This window comes from Streptomyces sp. NBC_00259 (genome assembly GCF_036181745.1).
Taxonomy (GTDB): Bacteria; Actinomycetota; Actinomycetes; order Streptomycetales; family Streptomycetaceae; genus Streptomyces; species Streptomyces pratisoli.
The window spans coordinates 959754-979493 of record NZ_CP108080.1 but is presented as its reverse complement, the minus strand read 5'-3'; the positions used below and the strand labels follow the sequence as shown (position 1 = coordinate 979493).

20 protein-coding genes are annotated in these 19740 nt (G+C 71.2%); 10 read left to right on the top strand and 10 right to left on the bottom strand.

Annotated features, from left to right (window positions below):
• Nucleotides 1-2 precede the first annotated feature (2 nt).
• The 4 genes from OG766_RS04300 to OG766_RS04285 all read left to right on the top strand — a co-directional run bounded on the left by OG766_RS04300 (nt 3) and on the right by OG766_RS04285 (nt 4161).
• The gene (locus tag OG766_RS04300; protein ID WP_443045442.1) at nt 3-848 is read left to right on the top strand and encodes an urease accessory protein UreF; all 846 of its coding nucleotides are present in this window, start codon (nt 3-5) and stop codon (nt 846-848) included.
• A gap of 22 nt (nt 849-870) precedes the next feature.
• Nucleotides 871-1557 carry an urease accessory protein UreG gene (gene ureG / locus OG766_RS04295; RefSeq protein WP_328724604.1) on the top strand — a complete coding sequence of 229 codons (687 nt, stop codon included), beginning with the start codon at nt 871-873 and terminating at the stop codon, nt 1555-1557.
• A 7-nt stretch (nt 1558-1564) separates the two neighbouring features.
• Nucleotides 1565-2305, top strand: coding sequence for an urease accessory protein UreD (locus OG766_RS04290; protein ID WP_328724603.1), 741 nt, complete (start codon nt 1565-1567; stop codon nt 2303-2305).
• Between the two features lie 278 nt (nt 2306-2583).
• Nucleotides 2584-4161, top strand: a complete 1578-nt coding sequence (locus OG766_RS04285) for an alpha/beta hydrolase (protein ID WP_328724602.1) — start codon at nt 2584-2586, stop codon at nt 4159-4161.
• Between the two features lie 58 nt (nt 4162-4219).
• Here OG766_RS04285 and OG766_RS04280 read toward each other — a convergent pair whose 3' ends face one another.
• A complete protein-coding gene (locus tag OG766_RS04280) occupies nt 4220-4936 on the bottom strand; it encodes a lysophospholipid acyltransferase family protein (RefSeq protein ID WP_266376200.1) in 717 nt (238 codons plus the stop codon).
• Between the two features lie 236 nt (nt 4937-5172).
• Here OG766_RS04280 and OG766_RS04275 point away from each other — a divergent pair, with 236 nt between their 5' ends.
• Nucleotides 5173-6105 (top strand): 2-dehydropantoate 2-reductase, encoded by a 933-nt coding sequence (locus tag OG766_RS04275; protein WP_328724601.1) that lies wholly within the window; start codon nt 5173-5175, stop codon nt 6103-6105.
• Nucleotides 6106-6129: 24 nt separating this feature from the next.
• On the opposite strand, the gene OG766_RS04270 is transcribed toward OG766_RS04275, so the two are convergent.
• The 5 genes from OG766_RS04270 to OG766_RS04250 form a co-directional block, all read right to left on the bottom strand.
• Nucleotides 6130-6288 (bottom strand): hypothetical protein, encoded by a 159-nt coding sequence (locus OG766_RS04270; protein ID WP_266376202.1) that lies wholly within the window; start codon nt 6286-6288, stop codon nt 6130-6132.
• A gap of 134 nt (nt 6289-6422) precedes the next feature.
• A complete protein-coding gene (locus OG766_RS04265; RefSeq protein ID WP_328724600.1) occupies nt 6423-7382 on the bottom strand; it encodes a cytochrome c oxidase assembly protein in 960 nt (319 codons plus the stop codon).
• Between the two features lie 117 nt (nt 7383-7499).
• Nucleotides 7500-8525, bottom strand: a complete 1026-nt coding sequence (locus OG766_RS04260; protein ID WP_266376206.1) for a 6-phosphofructokinase — start codon at nt 8523-8525, stop codon at nt 7500-7502.
• 168 nt (nt 8526-8693) lie between these two features.
• Nucleotides 8694-9422 carry a type 1 glutamine amidotransferase gene (locus tag OG766_RS04255; protein ID WP_266376208.1) on the bottom strand — a complete coding sequence of 243 codons (729 nt, stop codon included), beginning with the start codon at nt 9420-9422 and terminating at the stop codon, nt 8694-8696.
• Nucleotides 9423-9449: 27 nt separating this feature from the next.
• Nucleotides 9450-10697: a Mur ligase family protein gene (locus tag OG766_RS04250; protein WP_266376210.1), complete on the bottom strand. Its 1248-nt coding sequence runs from the start codon at nt 10695-10697 to the stop codon at nt 9450-9452.
• 126 nt (nt 10698-10823) lie between these two features.
• Between OG766_RS04250 and def the strand changes: the two genes are divergently transcribed.
• Nucleotides 10824-11381, top strand: coding sequence for a peptide deformylase (gene def, locus OG766_RS04245; RefSeq protein ID WP_328724599.1), 558 nt, complete (start codon nt 10824-10826; stop codon nt 11379-11381).
• A gap of 33 nt (nt 11382-11414) precedes the next feature.
• Here def and OG766_RS04240 read toward each other — a convergent pair whose 3' ends face one another.
• Nucleotides 11415-12068: a TetR family transcriptional regulator gene (locus tag OG766_RS04240; RefSeq protein ID WP_266376214.1), complete on the bottom strand. Its 654-nt coding sequence runs from the start codon at nt 12066-12068 to the stop codon at nt 11415-11417.
• 163 nt (nt 12069-12231) lie between these two features.
• Between OG766_RS04240 and OG766_RS04235 the strand changes: the two genes are divergently transcribed.
• A complete protein-coding gene (locus tag OG766_RS04235) occupies nt 12232-13488 on the top strand; it encodes an acyl-CoA dehydrogenase family protein (RefSeq protein WP_328724598.1) in 1257 nt (418 codons plus the stop codon).
• 56 nt (nt 13489-13544) lie between these two features.
• Here the strand turns inward: OG766_RS04235 and OG766_RS04230 are convergent, their stop codons facing one another.
• Complete coding sequence (locus tag OG766_RS04230) at nt 13545-14033, bottom strand: glutathione peroxidase (protein WP_328724597.1); 489 nt, start codon at nt 14031-14033, stop codon at nt 13545-13547.
• 94 nt (nt 14034-14127) lie between these two features.
• Between OG766_RS04230 and OG766_RS04225 the strand changes: the two genes are divergently transcribed.
• Nucleotides 14128-14529: an LppU/SCO3897 family protein gene (locus OG766_RS04225; RefSeq protein ID WP_266376220.1), complete on the top strand. Its 402-nt coding sequence runs from the start codon at nt 14128-14130 to the stop codon at nt 14527-14529.
• A 20-nt stretch (nt 14530-14549) separates the two neighbouring features.
• On the opposite strand, the gene OG766_RS04220 is transcribed toward OG766_RS04225, so the two are convergent.
• Both OG766_RS04220 and OG766_RS04215 read right to left on the bottom strand, forming a co-directional pair.
• Nucleotides 14550-15509, bottom strand: coding sequence for an acyl-CoA thioesterase (locus OG766_RS04220; RefSeq protein ID WP_266376222.1), 960 nt, complete (start codon nt 15507-15509; stop codon nt 14550-14552).
• A gap of 13 nt (nt 15510-15522) precedes the next feature.
• A complete protein-coding gene (locus tag OG766_RS04215; RefSeq protein WP_266376224.1) occupies nt 15523-18036 on the bottom strand; it encodes a DEAD/DEAH box helicase in 2514 nt (837 codons plus the stop codon).
• A gap of 121 nt (nt 18037-18157) precedes the next feature.
• Between OG766_RS04215 and OG766_RS04210 the strand changes: the two genes are divergently transcribed.
• Nucleotides 18158-18949, top strand: a complete 792-nt coding sequence (locus OG766_RS04210) for a metal-dependent hydrolase (RefSeq protein ID WP_266376226.1) — start codon at nt 18158-18160, stop codon at nt 18947-18949.
• Between the two features lie 121 nt (nt 18950-19070).
• Complete coding sequence (locus OG766_RS04205; RefSeq protein WP_266376228.1) at nt 19071-19718, top strand: TMEM175 family protein; 648 nt, start codon at nt 19071-19073, stop codon at nt 19716-19718.
• Nucleotides 19719-19740: the final 22 nt, after the last annotated feature.

Genomic DNA, 19740 nt, shown 5'->3' with positions numbered 1-19740 from the left:
CCATGAGCGACATCATCCACACGCGCCCACCCGCCCCCGGTGGTGGTCCCGCCCACGGCCCGGCGGCGGTCACCGCCCCGGCTCCGGGCGCCGGGGCCGATGAGATCCCTGAGGCGAGGCGGGCGGCAGCGGGGTCGCGCCGGGCGGAGGAGGCCGGACCACGGTCCGGTGCCCCGGCGCGAGCCGCGCTGCTCGTTCTCGCCGACGGACGCTTCCCCGCCGGCGGGCACGCGCACTCCGGCGGCGCCGAGGCGGCGGTCAAGTCCGGGCGGATCCGGGACGCCCACGGGCTGGAGCACTTCTGCCGGGGCAGGCTGCACACCACGGGGCTGACCGCGGCGGCGCTCGCAGCCGCCGCCGCGCTCGGGCTCGACCCGCTCGAACTGGACGCGGCCGCCGACGCCCGGACCCCCTCGCCCGCCCTGCGCGCCTCGGGGCGGAAACTCGGCAGACAGCTCATGCGGGCCGCCCGGGCCACCTGGCCGTCGCCCGGACTCGACGCGCTGGCCCGGGCGTTCCCCAGAGGGGCGCACCAGCCCGTCGTGCTGGGGCTCCTCGCGCGCGCCGCCGGCCTCGGGCCCGAGGACGCCGCGCACTGTGCCGCGTACGAGACGATCGGCGGACCGGCCACCGCCGCGGTACGGCTGCTGAGCCTGGACCCCTTCGAGGCCACCGCCGTCCTCGCCCGGCTCGCCCCCGACATGGACGACGTCGCCCGCCGCGCCGTGACCGCGGCACACCGGGCGGCCGAGCTGGGCACGGACGCCCTGCCCGCGGCCTCCGCCCCGCTGCTCGACATCACGGCGGAACAGCACGCCGCCTGGCCCGTACGACTCTTCGCCTCGTAGCACCACCCCAAGGAGCCGCAGCATGCACCTCGACCCCACGCACGAGCACCCGGGCCCGGCCGCCGTCAGCGCCGACGCGGTCCGCCCCGATGGAACCCGCCGTGCCCTGCGCATCGGCCTCGGCGGCCCCGTCGGCTCCGGGAAGACCGCGACGGTCGCCGCACTCTGCCGGGAACTGCGCGACCAGCTGTCCATCGCCGTCGTCACCAATGACATCTACACCCGCGAGGACGCCGAGTTCCTGCTGCGGCACGCCGTGCTGCCGCCCGAGCGCATCCAGGCCGTCGAGACCGGTGCCTGCCCGCACACCGCGATCCGCGACGACATCTCCGCGAACCTCGAAGCCGTCGAGGACCTGGAGGACACCGTCGGACCACTCGACCTGATCCTCGTCGAGTCCGGCGGCGACAACCTCACCGCCACCTTCTCCAAGGGCCTCGTCGACGCGCAGATCTTCGTCATCGACGTGGCCGGCGGCGACGACATCCCGCGCAAGGGCGGCCCGGGCGTCACCACGGCGGACCTCCTCGTCGTCAACAAGACCGACCTCGCCCCGTACGTGGGCTCCGATCTGCAGCGCATGGCCCGCGACGCCAAGGAGCAGCGCGGTGAACTCCCGGTGGCCTTCACCTCGCTCACCGGCGAGGACGGCGTCCGGCCGGTCGCCGACTGGGTACGCGCCCGGCTCAGCGCCTGGTCCGCCGCGTGAGCGCCGTATGAGCGTCGAGGCCACCGCCCGCGTCGTCGCCACCCGCGACGGACTGCCGGTGCTGGAGAGCGCGGGGCCGCTCGCGCTGCGCCGCACCCGGGCCGCCGGACCGTACACCCGGGTCACCGTCGTCGGCGCCATGAGCGCACCGCTCGGCGGTGACCGGCTGGCTGTCGAGGCGGACGTCCACGAAGGCGCCAAGCTGCACCTGGACTCCGCCGCGGCGACCGTGGCCCTGCCCGGCCGCTCCCCGGCACCCGCCACGTACGACGTCGCGCTCACGGTGGCCCAGGACGCGGAACTGCGCTGGCTGCCCGAGCAGCTGATCTCGGCGCGCGGCAGCGACCTGCGGATGCGTACCCGTGTCGAACTCGCCGCCACGGCACGGCTGGTGCTGCGTGAGGAGCAGATCCTCGGCCGCCACGGCGAGGAACCCGGCACGCTCACCACGCGCCTGACCGTGCACCGTGCGGGCCGTCCCCTGCTGGACCAGGAACTCTCCTTCGGACCCGGCGCGCCGGGCGGCTGGGACGGCGGGGCGGTACTCGCCGGACATCGGGCGGTCGGCCAACTCCTTGTCGTGGAGCCCGACTTCGAGAAGAACCCCGTCGAGTCGCGACAGCTCGGCGAGAGCGCGGTCCTCACCCCGCTCGCCGGCCCCGCGGCACTGGTCACCGCGGTCGCCCCGGACGCGCTGCGGCTGCGCAGGCTGCTCGACGCGGCCCGGTGCGAGCTGCTCGACGGCTGACCCGGCGCGACGGCGGCGACGGCACCAGGGCCGACGCGGCAGCAGGGCCGACGCGGCAGCAGGGCCGACGCGGCAGCAGGGCCGACGCGGCAGCAGGGCCGACGCGGCGCCACGGCTGATACGACGCCCCAAGTGGGCTGTGCGCACCGGCTATTGCTTCGGCAAAGAAACACCGGTTCGCCCTTTCGCCCGGCGTCGCGCGGACGGAAGGATCCCCCGTACTGACCATGACCCGCGCTGCCGTGGGGAGCGGCGCATCATCAGGGGGAGGCACCCACGTGAGACGCAGCGCAGTGCTCGGCTCGGCCGGCACGTTGCTCGCGAGCACACTCGTCGCAGGCGCGATCGCCGCACCACAGGCGACCGCGGACGGCCCGTACCGGCGGAGCGCCGAGACGTACGGAGTGAAGACCGCCGCTCAACGGGCGGCGAAGCAGGGCATCGACTGGGCCGACTGCCCGGCCGACTGGGGACTGGAGAAGCCGATCCAGTGCGGCTGGGTCAGCGTCCCGCTCGACTACGCCCGGCCCGACGGCAAGCAGATACGTATCGCCGTCGACCGCATCGGCAACACCGGCACCGCCGAGGAGCGCCAGGGCGCCCTCGTCTACAACCCGGGCGGCCCCGGCGCCTCCGGCCTGCGCTTCCCGCGCCGGGTCGTCACCGGCAACGCCCTCTGGGCCGGGGTCGCCAAGGCGTACGACTTCGTGGGCTTCGATCCGCGCGGCGTCGGGCGTTCGTCGCCCCTGTCCTGCGTCGACCCGCAGGCGCCGAGAACGGCGCCCAAGCCCGATCCGGTCCCCGGCTCCGAGGCCGACAAGCGCGCCGGGCGCAAGCTCGCGGCCGAGTACGCGGCGGGCTGCGCGGAGCGCGGCGGCGACCTCCTGCCGCATCTGACCACGCTCAACACGGCTCGCGACCTGGACGTCATCCGTGCCGCGCTCGGCGAGCGGCGGCTCAACTTCCTCGGTGTCTCCTACGGCACCTACCTCGGCGCGGTGTACGCCACCCTCTTCCCCGCACACGTCCGCCGCATGGTCATGGACTCCGTCGTCAACCCGAGGACCGACAAGATCTGGTACGGAGTCAACCTCGACCAGAACGGGGCCTTCGAGAGACGGCTGACGGACTGGATGACCTGGATCGCCGCCCACGACGACGTCTTCGGCATCGGCGACACCGAGGCGGAGGTCCGCCGGCAGTGGGAGAAGCTGCGTGCCGAGGCGAAGCGCAGCCCGATCGGCGGGCTCGTCGGTCCCGCCGAGCTGGTCGACCACTTCCAGAGCGCCCCGTACTACGACACCCAGTGGGCGCCCGTCGCCCGGGTCTGGAGCAGCTACCTCGCCGGTGACCCCCAGCCGCTGATCGACGCCGCCGGCCCGCACCCCGAGGACACCGCAGGCAACGCCGCGGCCGAGAACAGCACCGCCGTCTACACGGCGGTCGAGTGCGCGGACGCCCCCTGGCCGACGGACTGGGAGACCTGGGACCGGGACAACACCCTGCTGCACGCGGAGCACCCCTTCTTCACGTGGTCGAACGCCTGGCTGAACCTGCCGTGCGCCACCTGGCCGGCGAAGCGCCAGCAGCCGCTGGAGATCAGGACCGGCAAGGGCCTGCCCCCGGTGCTGCTGGTGCAGGCCGAGCGTGACGCGGCCACCCCGTACCAGGGCGCTCTCGAACTCCGCAAGCGGCTCAAGGGCTCGCGCCTCGTCACCGAGGAGAACGCCGGCTCGCACGGCATCACGACGCTGGTGAACCCCTGCGTCAACGGAAAGGTCGAGGCGTATCTGCTCCGCGGCGCGCTCGACGGTCACGACACGGTGTGCGCGCCGCACGCCCCACCGACGCCCTGACGCACGCCGGAAGCACGGGAGGGGCGGTCCGCATGCGGACCGCCCTCCCGATGTCCCGTCACCGCCGCAGCCGCGGGAACTTCCTGCCCGGCGCTTGAGCGGTCTGGGCCGCCTTCGCCTTGACGGCGTACTCGTCCACGTACTCCTGCCCGGACAGGGCGAGGATCTCGTACATGATCTCGTCGGTCACGGCCCGCAGCGCCGCCTTCTCGTTCTCCATCCCCGCGTAACGCGAGAAGTCCAGGGGCTCGCCGAAGCGGATCGTCACCCGCTTGATCTTCGGCAGGACCTGGCCCGGCGGCTGGATCTCGAACGTCCCGACCATCGCGCAGGGCACGACCGGCACCTGCGCGGTCAGCGCCATGACCGCGACGCCGACCTTGCCCTTGTACAGCCGCCCGTCGTGCGAGCGCGTGCCTTCCGGATAGATGCCGAGCAACTCATCCTTGCTCAGCACCCCGAGCCCCTCGCGGATCGCGGCCTGTCCCGCGTCCTTGCCCGACCGGTCCACCGGGATCTGCCCGGCGCTGCGGAAGAAGGCGGCGGTGAGTCGGCCCTTGATACCGGGGCCCGTGAAGTACTCGGCCTTGGCGAGGAAGGTGATGCGCCGTTTGAGGATGGCCGGCATCAGGAAGTGGTCGGAGAACGACAGGTGATTGCCGGCGACGATCGCCGCGCCGTCCGCCGGAATGTGCTCGAGTCCCTCGATCCTGGGCCGGAACAGCAGACGTAGCAGCGGGCCCAAAATGACGTATTTGAGCACGTAATAGAACACAGGCTTCGCTCCCCACGTCCCGGATCGGCTCCGGCGTCGCGTTCTGCCAGGTCAAAGGGTGTTTCGGAGACGGTCAGTGTATGTGCATGTCCCCTCGCCCGTAACCACCTCCGGTCGCCGCCGGGGCGCCGGTCCGGAAAACGCCGCAGGTCTGGAAAACGCGGAGGCCGTTCCGTACGGTGATCATGCGTGGGGGAGCCGGTCCGAGGAAGTTCCTCCGGGGCGAAGGAGGTTCGGTGAAGGCAGCGGTGATCGGGGCGGGCGGCGTCGGCGGCTACTTCGGCGGCCGTCTGGCGGACGCCGGGCACGAGGTCCACTTCGTCGCGCGAGGCGCGCAGCTCGACGCGCTCCGCCACGAGGGCCTGACCGTGGCGAGCCCGGCCGGTGACTTCTCCGTCGCGCCGGTGCGGGTGACCGACGACACCCGGGACATCGGCGAGGTCGACTACGTGTTCCTCTGCGTCAAGACCCGCCAACTGCCGGACGTCGTCAAGACGCTGACTCCGCTGATGGGCCCGGACACGGCTGTGCTGCCGCTGCAGAACGGGGTCGAGGCCCCCGTCGAGGTCGCCGACGCGGTGGGCCGCGGCGCGGTGCTGCCCGGAATCGCGAAGATCATCGCCTTTCTGGACGGCCCCGGCCGGGTGCGTCATGTGGGTGGCCAGGGCTCGCTGACCTTCGGGGAATGGGACAACAGCGTCACGCCGCGGGTGGAGCGGCTGCGGGCCGCCCTCGACGCCTCGGCGGTGACGGCGGTCGTGCCCGACGACATCTGGACCGAGCTCTGGGCGAAGTTCCTGTTCGTCGTGCCCCTGGGCGGCCTCGGCGCCGTCACCGACGCGACCATCGGCGAGTTCCGCTCCCGGCCGGGTACGCGGCGGCTGCTGGTGGAAGCCATGACGGAGATCCAGCACGTCGCACAGGCGCACGGCATCCGGCTGCCGGACGGCATCGTGCCGTCCACGCTGGCCTTCGTCGACCAGCAGCCCGCCGTAGGCACCTCTTCGATGCACCGTGACATCGCGTCCGGCAGGCCGTCCGAACTCGAGGCATGGACCGGCGCGGTGGTACGGCTCGGCGAGCGGAGCGGGACGCCGACCCCTGTCAACAGCTTCCTCTACGAGGTGCTGAGCCTGCGCGAGTCGCGCGCCACCGGGACCACCGGCTGACGGCGCGCGCCCCGGCCTTCCGGTTCAGGTGGGCTTGGACGCCAGCATCCCGAGCGTGGCCAGCCCGAGCACGACCCAGCCGAACCACAGCCAGCCGTTGCTGCCGAGCGCCACCGTGTAGGCCGTCACGACCACCAGGGTCCCGACGGTGAGCACACCCATCGTCTTCGCGGAACTGGACATGCGCGCCCTCCTCCAGGCCGGGCCGCGGACGGATCCATGGCCAGGGGCCGTGAAGCCATCGTCACCCCTGAGGCGGGTCCACCGCTACTCCCGTGCGCCCCCTGCGGGCCCCGGCTGCCGAGTGGTCGGCCCCGCTACCGGCTCCGTGCCTGGAGCGAGGCCAGATAGGCGTTGTAGGCCTCCAGCTCCTTGTCACCGTCCCGGTCGGCGGCACGGTCCTTACGGACGGCCTGGCGCTGCTCGGAGCGATACCACTGGAACACCAGTGCGATCAGTACCAGTACCGACGGGATCTCGCTGAACGCCCAGGCGATGCCGCCCGCCGCGTTCTGGTCCGACAGCGCGGTGATCCCGAGGGACGCCGACGGATCCGCGTACGCCTTCACCATCGGCTCGGACGCCATCATCAGCGCGATGCCGAAGAACGCGTGGAACGGCATGCCGGCGAAGAGCTCCAGCATCCGCATCACATAGCCGGGGCGGTGCGGACCGGGGTCCACGCCCATGATCGGCCAGAAGAAGATCAGACCGACGGCGAGGAAGTGCACCATCATCCCGACATGCCCGGCCTTGGACCCCATGAGGAAGTCGAAGAGCGGCGTGAAGTAGAGCCCGTAGAGGCTCGCGATGAACATCGGGATCGTGAACGCGGGATGCGTGACGATCTTCATGTAGCGGCTGTGGAGCAGGGCGAGGAGCAGCTCGCGAGGTCCCTTGCGGCCACGGCCGGCCGGCGGCAGCGCGCGGAGCGCGAGCGTCACCGGGGCGCCGAGCAGCAGCAGGATCGGCGACAGCATGCTGATCACCATGTGCTGCACCATGTGCACGCTGAACATGACCATGCCGTAGTCGTTGAGCCCGGTGCACATCACCAGCGCGATGCTCAGCACGCCCACGGTGAAGAAGGCCGTCCGGCCCACCGGCCAGGCGTCACCGCGCCTGCGCAGCCGCACCACGCCCCAGGCGTAGAGCCCGAGGCCCAGGACACAGCTGATCAGGAAGAACGGATCCGCGGAGAACTCCAGCCCCCTGCCGAGCGTGAACGGCGGCAGGTCCATCGGCATACCGTGCTCGCCGTGCCCGCTGTGATCCATCTGTGTACTCCCGGAGCGTCCTGATTCGCGCTTGTTGCCCGGACAAGACTAGAACCGCCCCCGGCGGCCGCTGCCGCCGGGGGCGATTCGTCACGTGTGCAACCACCTCGGCCGAGGTCAGAGGACGGTCTCGGCCTCGTCGTACCGCTCCGCCGGGACCGTCTTCAGCGTCTCCACGGCCTGCGCCAGCGGGACCATCGTGATGTCCGTGCCGCGCAGGGCCGTCATCATGCCGAACTCGCCCCGGTGGGCGGCCTCCACCGCGTGCCAGCCGAAGCGGGTGGCGAGGACGCGGTCGTACGCGGTCGGCGTACCGCCGCGCTGGACATGACCGAGGATCACCGGACGGGCCTCCTTGCCGAGCCGCTCCTCCAGCTCGATGGAGAGCTGCCGGGCGACACCGGCGAACCGCTCGTGGCCGTAGACGTCCTTGCCGCCCTCGTCGAAGTCCATCGAGCCCTCACGCGGCTTGGCGCCCTCGGCCACCACGACGATCGCGAACCGCTTGCCCGCCTCGAAGCGCGCGCCGACCCGCCGGGTCAGCTCGCCGATGTCGAAGGGGCGCTCGGGTACGACGATGGCGTGCGCACCGGCCGCCATGCCGGAGTGCAGCGCGATCCAGCCGGTGTGCCGGCCCATGACCTCGACGATCAGCACCCGCTGGTGCGATTCGGCGGTGGTCTTGAGCCGGTCCAGCGCCTCCGTCGCGACGCCGACCGCGGTGTCGAAGCCGAAGGTGACGTCGGTCGACGCGATGTCGTTGTCGATGGTCTTCGGTACGCCGACGATCGGCAGGCCGGCCCGCGAGAGGAGGTTCGCCGCCTTCAGCGTGCCCTCGCCGCCGATCGGGATGATCGCGTCGAGCCCCAGCTCGGCGACGTGTCCCTTGGCCCGCTCCACACCGTCGACGAGATGCGCGGGCTGCACCCGCGAGGAGCCGAGGATGGTGCCACCTCGGGCGAGGATGCCGGCCACCGCGTCCAGGTCGAGCTTGCGGTAGTCGCACTCCAGCAGGCCCTTCCAGCCGTCGTGGAAACCGATGACCTCGTCGCCGTGGTCGACGACGGCGCGGTGCACGACTGAGCGGATGACCGCGTTGAGACCGGGGCAGTCGCCGCCGGAGGTGAGGACACCAATGCGCATAGCCCGAATACCTTTGCAACGTGGGCCGACTCCCGGACCACGTCGTCCGGTTGGATCCCCGCCACCCTACCGGCGCCAGGTGGCGGGAACCGAACCGGACGTCCGCACAGTGGACACCGTATGTTCGTACGAGTCGGGTGGTCGTACGAGCGGCCTGTCGGGCCGCGGTCAGGCGGGCTGTGTCGCCGCCGTGATGCGCTCGGCGCGCAGCGCCTCGTACCAGCGGTCGTCGGTGGGCGGCAGCGCGTTCACGTCGAGCGCCAGCTTCAGCAGCAGGTCCGCGATCTGCGGATTGCGCGCCATCACCGGGCCGTGCATGTAGGTGCCGAAGACGGTGTCGTTGTACGCGCCCTCGGTACCGTCGCCGGTGCCGTTGCCCTTGCCGAGGACGGTGCGGGCGAACGGGCGGGCCGTCGGTCCGAGGTGGGTGATGCCCTGGTGGTTCTCGAAACCCGTCAGCTGCGGCAGGCCCAGCCGCGGGTCGATGTCGGCCAGTACGTCACCGACGCACCGCTCGCCCTCGCCCCGGGTGGAGATCACGTCGAGCAGGCCGAGGCCAGGCTCGCGCTCACCCAGGTCGTTGATGAACTCATGGCCGAGGATCTGGTAGCCGGCGCACACCGAGAAGATGATCGCGCCGTTGGACGCGGCCCTGGAGAGGCCGCCGTCGCGGCGCAGCCGCTCGGACGCGAGCCGCTGAGGCCGGTCCTCGCCGCCGCCGATCAGATAGATGTCGCCGGACGTCGGCACCGGCTGGTCGCTGCGGACGTCCACGCGCGTGACGCCCAGTCCGCGCTGCCGGGCGCGGCGCTCCACGACCAGGGCGTTGCCCTGGTCTCCGTACGTGCTGAGCAGGTCCGGGTAGACCCACACCAGACGCAGGCTGCTGTCGCTCATGCTCGTAATCCTCTGCGGTCCGTGCGGTCAGTTGCCGACGCGGCGGCGTACGTCCTGGAAGGCGGTGTAGTTGGCGATCAGCTCGATCCGCCCGGGCGGGGCGTACTGGACCGCCTCGTCGACGCTGTCGCAGACCCGGAAGTCCAGCCCGGCGACCTCCAGCCGCACGGCCAGGTCCAGCCTGCGGTCGCCGATCACGAGGATCGGGTGACCGGCGAGCCGGGTGTAGTCGACGTCCCAGAGCCAGGAGGTGTCGGTGCCGTCGGCGCCACGGGCGTTGACGGACAGGATCACCGGGGTCGGCGGCGGGTCGATCAGCGAGAACGTCTCCAGCCAGCCGGCCGGGTTCTTCGCCAGCAGCAGCCGCAGATCGCGGCCGAGGAACGACACGACGTCGTACCGGCCGGCGACCGCCTGCACCTGGTACATGCGCTCGAGCGCGACCTGCGGCGGTACGCCGAAGACCGCGGCCACCGCGGCGGAGGTGGCGGCGTTGGCCTTGTTGGCGCGGCCCGGGAGCTGAAGGTGGATCGGCCACGCGGAGCCGTGCGGGTCGAGGACGTAGTCGCCGCTGAGCGCCCAGCTCACCGCGGGGCGGCGGAATCCGCACTCCCCGCAGAACCAGTCGTCGCCGGGACGCTGCATCACACCGCCGCAGGCGGGGCAGGACCAGGCGTCGTCCTTCCACTCCTGTCCGGCGGCCACCCACACCACATTGGGCGAGGAGGACGCGGCCCAGACGATCAGCGGGTCGTCGGCGTTGGCGATGACCACGGCCTTCGTGCCGGACAGGCCCTCGCGCCACTTCTCGGCGAGCATCCGGGTCTCGGCCGCCCGGTCCAGCTGGTCGCGGGAGAGGTTGAGCAGCGCGATGGCCTTCGGGGTGGTGTCGCGCGCCACGCCGGCCAGGTACTTCTCGTCGACCTCGATCACGCCGAACTTGGCGTCGGAGCCGCCGGCCAGGGCGGAGGTGATGCCCGCCGGCATGTTCGCACCCAGGGCGTTGGAGACGACCGGGCCGCTGGCGCGCAGGGCCTCGGCGATGAGCCGGGTGGTGGTGGTCTTGCCGTTCGTCGCCGACACCAGGATGACGTCGAGATGCTGTGCCAGCCGGCTCAGCAGATCCGGGTCGAGTTTGAGCGCCACCCGGCCGCCGATCACCGATCCGCTGCCACGGCCCGCCGCGCGCGACACCGCCGCTGCGGCCTTGCCCGCCGTCACGGCCAGCTTGGCCCGCGGCGACAGTGGGTCTGCGTTGCCAGGGTGTCCTGCCATCGTCCTTGATCCTCCTTGCGTCGGTCGGGGCTCAGCCTATCGACCTCCGGGCGACGGCCCGAACCGCGGCTCCATGACGAAACCTGGAGGTCATCGCCCCGACGTGCGGAACGTACCCTTACCGCCATGCGAAACCGACCGATCCCCGGCAGTTCCGGACTCGTCCGAGACATGAGCATGCTCGGGGATCCGGTGCTGCACGCGCCCTGCGAGCCCGTCACCGACTTCGGTCCGTCCCTGGCGAGGCTCGTCGAGGACATGTACGCGACAATGTACGCCGCCCAGGGCGTCGGCCTCGCGGCGAACCAGATCGGTGTCCCGCTGCGGGTGTTCGTCTACGACTGCCCTGACGACGAGGACGTCCGCCACCTCGGGCACGTGGTCAATCCACGGCTCGTCACGGCGGACGGGATCGAGCTGCGGGGGCCGGAGGGTTGTCTGTCGCTGCCCGGCATCGAGGCGGGGACGCCACGCTTCGACCACGCGGTGGTCGAGGGCGTGACGGCGGACGGGGAGCCGGTCCGGGTGGACGGGACGGGGTTCTTCGCGCGGTGCCTGCAGCACGAGTGCGACCACCTGGAAGGCGCCGTCTACGTGGACCGTCTCACCGGCCTGCGCCGGGCCCGCGCCCTGCGGGCGGCCCGCCGTGCGCCGTGGTTCCGCTCCGCTCCGCAGTCGCCGTAGGGGCCCGTGACGAGCCCCTGCGGCGACCGGCATTCAGAAGCCCGGGCTGCCCGGGCGGTCCTCGGCGACCGAGAGCCTGCCCCACAGCAGGTCCGCGAGGCTCGTCACCAACTGCTGCCGCGAGCAGGGGCGTTCACCGAGCCACCAGTCACCCGCGCCGTGCATCATGCCGACGATGCCGTGGCTCCAGATCCGGGCCAGCTCGTCACCGCCGGGGCCGAGGTCGACGCGCTCGGCGATGACCTTGGCGAGTTCCTCGCCGAGCCTGCGCAGCAGTGGCGCCGAGTGGAGGCCGACGTCGAAGCCCTGCTCGGACTGCTGGGGGTCCTCGGCCGGGTGCATCAGGAAGCGGTACACCTGCGGTCGCGCCTCGATCGCGGCGAGATAGGTGTCGAGGGTGTGCTCGACCCGCTCGCGCCGGTCGGAACTCGCGTCGATCGCCGTGCGCAGCGCCACGAGCAGGGCGTCGGTGTGGCGCTTGGCGAGCGCCCGGTAGAGGCCGCTCTTGTCGCCGAAGTGCCGGTAGAGGATCGGCTTGGTGATCCCGGCCTCGGCGGCGATCGCGTTCATGGACGCCTGCGGCCCGTCCCGGAGCACTACGCGGTCCGCGGCTTCGAGCAGCTCCCGCCGCCGCTGGTCTGCCGACCGCTGCTGGTCGCTCTGATGAGTCGTGGTCGTGGTCTCCATAGCGTCTCCCCGCCCGTGCGAAATCCGTGAGGCCTGCGCAACGTAACACTCCACCGAGGCTCCCCGCCGATCACGGGGGCGGCGGTTGACAGCTCGTACTTACCGGTAACAGACTGCGGTTACCGCTAGTAACATGCGTGGTTGAAGCACATCAGGAGGGGACATGACCGAGTTCGCGCTCGATCTCAACGACGACCAGAAGCAGGTCCGTGACTGGCTGCACGGTTTCGCCAAGGACGTGATCCGCCCGGCCGCCGCGGAGTGGGACGAGCGTGAGGAGACACCCTGGCCGGTCATCCAGGAGGCCGCCAAGGTGGGCATCTACTCCCTCGACTTCTATGCCCAGCAGTTCTTCGACCCCACCGGACTCGGCATCCCGGTGGCGATGGAGGAGCTCTTCTGGGGCGACGCCGGAATCGCGCTGTCCATCGTCGGCACCGGCCTGGCCGCCGTCGGCGTCCTCGCCAACGGTACCGAGGAGCAGATCGGCACCTGGATCCCGCAGATGTACGGCGATGTCGACGACGTGAAGGTCGCCGCCTTCTGCTCCTCCGAGCCCGACGCCGGCTCCGACGTCGGCGCGATGCGTACCCGGGCCGTCTACGACGAGGCAAAGGACGAATGGGTCCTCAACGGTACGAAGACCTGGGCGACCAACGGCGGTATCGCCAACGTCCATGTCGTCGTCGCCGTCGTCGACTCCGAGCTGGGCAGCAAGGGCCACGCCTCCTTCATCGTCCCGCCGAACACCCCGGGGCTCTCCCAGGGGCAGAAGTTCAAGAAGCACGGCATCCGCGCGTCCCACACCGCCGAGGTCGTCCTGGAGAACGTCCGCGTCCCCGGCTCGTGCCTCCTCGGCGGCAAGGAGAAGCTCGACGAGCGCCTCGCCCGCGCCCGCGAGCGGGCCGCCGGCGCGGGCGGCGTGGGGGTCCCCCCGGCCGAAGGCCGGGGGAGGGTGAAGAACGCGGCCATGGCGACCTTCGAGGCGTCCCGTCCCGCGGTGGGCGCGATGGCCGTCGGCACCGCCAGGGCCGCGTACGACTACGCGCTCGAGTACGCCAAGGAGCGCGAGCAGTTCGGCCGCCCGATCATCGACAACCAGGGTGTGGCCTTCCAACTCGCCGACATGCGCACCCAGATCGACGCGGCCCGGCTCCTGGTCTGGCGCGCCTCCTGGATGGCCGTGAGCGGCAAGCCGTTCACCGCCGCCGAGGGCTCGATGTCCAAGCTCTTCGCCAGCGAGGTCGCCAAGAAGGTCACCGCGCAGGCCGTGCAGATCCTCGGCGGCAACGGGTTCACCCGTGAGTACCCCGTCGAGCGCATGCACCGTGACGCCGCGATCTACACGATCTTCGAGGGCACGAGCGAGATCCAGCGGCTGGTGATCGCCCGTACGCTCTCGGGCATGCCGATCCGCTGACGCGGCGTGGGGCGCCGCCCGGTGACGGGCGGCGCCCGACGCGTACCGTGCACCGCTCAGGCGGAGAGCAGCGCCTCGATCGCCGTGACGACCTCCGGAGCCTCCGGTTCCACGCGCGGCCGGAACCGGGCCACCACATCACCCTCGGCGGAGATCAGGAACTTCTCGAAGTTCCACCGGATGTCCCCGGCTTCCCCGTCGGCGTCCGCGAAACGGGTCAACTCGGTGTAGAGCGGGTGCCGGTGGTCGCCGTTCACCTCGGCCTTCTCCAGGAGCGGGAAGGTCACGCCGTACGTCGCCGAGCAGAAGGTGGAGATCTCCTCGGCGCTGCCGGGCTCCTGTCCGGCAAACTGGTTGCAGGGCACCCCGAGGACGGTGAAGCCCCGGTCGCCGTACGTCTTCTGCAGCGCCTCCAGGCCCGCGTACTGCGGCGTGAGACCGCACCGGGACGCCACGTTCACCACGAGCACGGCCTTGCCGCGGTGATCGGCGAGTGACGCCTCCTCGCCGGTCAGGGTGCGCAACGGGATGTCATATACGGACATCAAGGACTCCTTCGCATCTCATGTTTATGTGGTTCTTATTCTTCGTGTAGCGTGCGCGCGTTCGATCACCATGCGACCCCGAGGAAGACCGCCGATGAGCGCTCCCACGCCCCCCGCTGCCCCGCAGGACCCGCAGTTCCCGCAGGGCCAGCCCATACCCGGCGCGGCCCCCGCGCCCGCCCCGAAGAGCAAGCTGAAGAAGTTCCTCGGCGTGGTCGTCCTCATTGTCGTCGCCGTGGTGGTGAAGCTCGGCATCGGCTACGTCTTCGACTCCCCGGTGCGCGCCGAGGCCGGCGACTGCGTCCGGGTCACCGGCGAGGAGAACAACCCCGAGGTCGAGACCAAGAAGTGTGACGACAAGGACGCCAACTACAAGGTCGTCAAGGTCGTCGAGAACACCTTCGACGTCGACGCCTGCACCGTCGGCGAGGCCGCCCTCGCGCAGCAGTGGGACGCGGACAAGTTCGTCCTCTGCCTGGACCCCGTCAAGAAGTAGGGACGCGTGCCGGGCGGCGGTCAGCCGCCCAGCCTGCGGAACAGTCCCTCCTGCACGACCGAGACGAGCAACCGGCCCTGCCGGTCGTAGATCCGGCCGCGCGCCAGTCCCCGGCCGCCCGTGGCGACCGGGGACTCCTGGTCGTACAGGAACCATTCGTCCGTGCGGAACGGCCGGTGGAACCACATGGCGTGGTCCAGCGAGGCCATGTCGAAGCCGCGGGGCCCCCACAGCGGCTCCACCGGGATGCGGACCGCGTCCAGCAGTGTCATGTCCGAGGCGTACGTCAGCGCGCACGTGTGCACCAGCGGGTCGTCGCCCAGCGGGCCGACGGCGCGCATCCACACCGCGCTGCGGGGGTCCGCCTCCTTGGTCTCCTCCTCGGTCCAGCGGAGCCGGTCCACGTAGCGGATGTCGAAGGGCTGGCGCCGGGCCATCCGCTCCAGCGTCTCGGGCAGCGCGCCCAGGTGCTCGCGGATCTCGTCGCTGACGTTCGGCAGGGTCTCCGGTTCCGGGAAGTCCAGCCGGGGCGGCAGCTGGTGTTCGAAGCCGGCCTCCTCGGGCTGGTGGAAGGACGCCGTCAGATTGAAGATCGTGCGGCCCCGCTGGACGGCCGTGACCCTGCGGGTGGTGAACGACCGGCCGTCCCTGACCCGTTCGACCTGGTACACGATCGGCACCCCGGGGATGCCCGGCCGCAGGAAGTAGGCGTGCAGCGAGTGGACCGGACGGGCGCCGTCCGTCGTCCTGCCCGCCGCGACCAGGGCCTGGCCCGCGACCTGCCCTCCGAAGACCCGCTGGAGGGACTCGTTGGGGCTCAGCCCGCGGAAGATGTTGACCTCGATCTGCTCCAGATCGAGCAGATCGACGAGCCGCTCCGCGGGACTGACCTCCGCGGGACTGGCCTCCGCGGGACGGTCCGCGGGGCCGGACCCGGCGGAGCCGGCTGCGGCGGGAGGGTTCTCGGCGGCGTTGGTCATGTGTGCTCCAGTCTCACAGCTGGCCGACGGACGTGACCCGGACCACGGCCAGGCCCTCTTCGTCGGAGGCCGCCAGATCGACCTCCGCGCTGATGCCCCAGTCATGATCGCCGTTGGGGTCGGCGAACGTCTGCCGGACCCGCCACAGCCCGTGCCCGGGGTCCTCCTCGATCGACAGCAGCTTCGGTCCGCGCGCGTCCGGCCCGGTGCCGAGGTCGTCGTACTCGTCCCAGTACGCGTCCATCGCCTCTCCCCAGGCGTCCTCGTCCCAGCCGGACTCGGCGTCGAGCGCGCCCAGCTCGGCGACCTGGTCCAGCGCGGCCAGCTCCACCCGACGGAACATGGCGTTCCGCACGAGCACACGGAAGGCGCGGGCGTTCGCCGTGACCGGCTTGACCTGGTCGGCCTTCTCCTGGGCCTCCTCCGCGGTCTCCACCTCGGGATTGGCCAGCTGCTCCCACTCGTCCAGCAGGCTGGAGTCGACCTGCCGGACCATCTCGCCCAGCCAGGCGATCAGATCCTGGAGGTCCTCGCTCTTCAGATCGTCCGGAATGGTGTGGTCCAGCGCCTTGTACGCGCTCGCGAGATAGCGGAGCACGATGCCCTCGGTGCGCGCCAGCTCGTAGAACGACGTGAACTCGGTGAAGGACAGGGCCCGTTCGTACATGTCCCGGATGACCGACTTCGGCGAGACCGGGTGGTCGCCGACCCACGGATGGGACTTCCGGTAGAGGTTGTACGCGTGCCACAGCAGCTCTTCGAGCGGCTTCGGGTACGAGATGTCCTGGAGCCGCTCCATCCGCTCCTCGTACTCGACACCGTCGGCCTTCATCGCCCCGACCGCCTCGCCGCGGGCCTTGTTCTGCTGGGCCGCGAGGATCTGGCGGGGATCGTCCAGCGTGGACTCGACGACGGACACCATGTCGAGGGCGTACGACGGCGATTCGGGATCCAGCAGGTCGAAGGCGGCGAGCGCGAACGTGGACAGCGCCTGGTTCAGGGCGAAGTCCTGCTGGAAGTCGACGGTGAGCCGGACGATCCGGCCCTGGGCGTCGGGTGTGTCGAGGCGCTCCACGATTCCGCCGTCGAGGAGCGAGCGGTAGATCGCGATGGCCCGGCGGATGTGGCGCAGCTGCTGCTTGCGCGGCTCGTGGTTGTCCTCCAGCAGCTTGCGCATCGCGTCGAAGGCGTTGCCCGGGCGGGCGATCACCGACAGCAGCATGGCGTGGGTGACCCTGAAGCGGGAGGTCAGCGGCTCGGGATCGGAACCGATGAGCTTCTCGAAGGAGTTCTGGGACCACGCGACGAAGCCTTCGGGGGCCTTCTTGCGGACCACCTTGCGCTTCTTCTTCGGGTCGTCGCCGGCCTTGGCGAGGGCCTTCTCGTTCTCGATGACATGCTCGGGCGCCTGGGCGACGACGAACCCGGCGGTGTCGAACCCGGCCCGGCCGGCCCGGCCCGCGATCTGGTGGAACTCGCGCGAACGGAGCGTCCGCACCCGACTGCCGTCGTACTTGGTGAGCGCGGTGAACAGCACCGTGCGAATGGGCACGTTGACGCCGACGCCGAGCGTGTCCGTACCGCAGATCACCTTCAGCAGACCGGCCTGGGCGAGCTTCTCGACCAGGCGGCGGTACTTCGGCAGCATGCCGGCGTGATGGACGCCGATGCCGTGGCGCACGTACCGGGAGAGGTTCCGGCCGAACTTGGTGGTGAAGCGGAAGTTGCCGATCAGCTCGGCGATCCGGTCCTTCTCCTCGCGGGTGCACATGTTGATGCTCATCAGCGACTGCGCGCGCTCGACCGCCTGCGCCTGGGTGAAGTGCACGATGTAGACCGGCGCCTGCCTGGTCTCCAGCAGCTCGGTCAGCGTCTCGGTGATGGGCGTCGTGCGGTACTCGTAGGAGAGCGGCACCGGGCGGGTGGCGGACCGGACGACGGCGGTGTCGCGGCCGGTGCGCCGGGTCAGGTCCTTCTCGAACATCGAGACGTCGCCGAGCGTCGCCGACATCAGCACGAACTGCGCCTGGGGAAGCTCCAGAAGAGGGATCTGCCAGGCCCAGCCGCGGTCCGGCTCCGCGTAGAAGTGGAACTCGTCCATGACGACCTGGCCGATGTCGGCGTTCCTGCCGTCGCGCAGCGCGATGGAGGCAAGAACCTCGGCGGTGCAGCAGATGACCGGTGCGTCCGCGTTCACGGACGCGTCGCCGGTGAGCATGCCGACGTTCTCCGTGCCGAAGAGCTTGCAGAGGTCGAAGAACTTCTCCGAGACGAGCGCCTTGATCGGCGCCGTGTAGAAGGTGACCTCGTCACGGGCCAGCGCCGCGAAGTGCGCACCGGCCGCGACCAGGCTCTTTCCCGAGCCGGTGGGTGTGGAGAGGATCACGTTGGCCCCGGAGACCACCTCGATCAGCGCCTCCTCCTGGGCCGGGTAGAGCGAGATGCCCCGGTCCTCGGCCCACGACGAGAAGGCTTCGAAGAGGGCATCGGGGTCGGCGGCAGGCGGCAGCTGATCGATAAGGGTCACGCCCCCATCTTGCCTGGCTTGTGGCCGGGACCGGGAACCGGCCACCGCTGCGAAGATCGCTACCGGTAGCCTGTCCCGTCAACTGGGGTCAACCACAACAGCAGATGGGGCGGGAACGAGCATGATGGGACCGGCGCACTCCCTTTCCGGGGCGGCGGCCTGGCTGGGGGTGGGAGCGGCGGCGGCCGCCGCGGGCCACGCGATGCCGTGGCCCGTTCTCGTGGTCGGCGCGCTGATCTGCGCGGGCGCGGCGCTCGCGCCGGATCTCGATCACAAGGCGGCGACGATATCCCGGGCCTTCGGGCCGGTCTCGCGGGGCCTGTGCGAGATCGTCGACAAGCTCTCGTACGCCGTCTACAAGGCCACGAAGAAGCCGGGCGATAAACGCAGGACCGGCGGCCACCGCACGCTCACCCACACCTGGCTGTGGGCCGTGCTGATCGGCGGCGGTACGTCCGCGCTGGCCATGGCCGGCGGGCGGTGGGCCGTCCTCGCGATCCTCTTCGTGCACCTCGTGCTCGCGGTCGAGGGCCTGCTGTGGCGCGCCGCGCGGGTGTCCAGCGATGTCCTCGTGTGGCTGCTCGGGGCGACCAGCGCCTGGATTCTGGCCGGTGTCCTGGACAAACCGGGCAGCGGCGCGGACTGGCTCTTCACCGGACCCGGCCAGGAGTACCTCTGGCTCGGCCTCCCGGTCGTCCTCGGTGCCCTGGTGCACGACATCGGCGACGCCCTCACCGTGTCGGGCTGCCCGATCCTCTGGCCGATCCCGGTCGGCAACAAGCGCTGGTATGCGCTCGGGCCGCCGAAGGCCATGCGCTTCCGGGCCGGCAGCTGGGTGGAGCTGAAGGTGCTGATGCCGGCGTTCATGCTGCTCGGGGGAGTGGGCGGCGCGGCGGCGCTCAACTTCATCTAGCGGCGCCGGCACCGTCCGGTGCCCCCTGGACCCGTCCGGGGGCATCCGGACGGGTGCCGGCGTGCGGTGTCCGGCCCAGCACCGGGTGCCCGAGCGGGCACCCCCGGGTAGCGTCCCGGCCGTGAGCGCAGCGAGACGTGAGCGGGGAGCCGAAGACGCCGGTACGGTCGTCAGCCCGGAGCGGCTGCTCACGTTCGGGGACGCGGTCTTCGCCATCGCGATCACGCTGCTGGCCCTCGACATCAACGTGCCGGACGGTCTGCCCGACGCGGACCTCGGCGGCGCGCTCAACGACGCCCTCGCCGACGTGAGCGCGTTCCTGCTGAGCTTCGTCGTCATCGGTGCCCTGTGGCTGGCCCAGTACGCGGTGCTCTCCAGGATCGTCCGGATCGACATGTGTCTTCTGTACCTGTACCTGGCGCTGCTGGCCCTGATCGCAGGGCTGCCGTTCCCGACCCGCCTGATCAGTGAGTACGGGGACACCGCGCTGGCGACCGCGGTCTACGCGGGAGCGATCGCCCTCGCCTCGGGGCTGATCACCGCGATGTCGCTGCGGATCCTCCTCAGGCCGACCCTGGTCGAGCCGGGTGTTCCGCGCGCGAGCCTGAGCCACTCCGTCCGGGAGGGCCTGGTCATGGTCGTCGTTTTCGCCGTGTCCATCCCGCTCACCCTCGTCTCGGCGAGGGTCGCCCAGCTCTGGTGGCTGGCCGCCGTTCCGCTCCGCGTCTGGCTCGGCCGCTGGCCCGGGGCCGCCCGGCCCTCGGCCTGAGACCGGGGACGGGGCGGCCGCG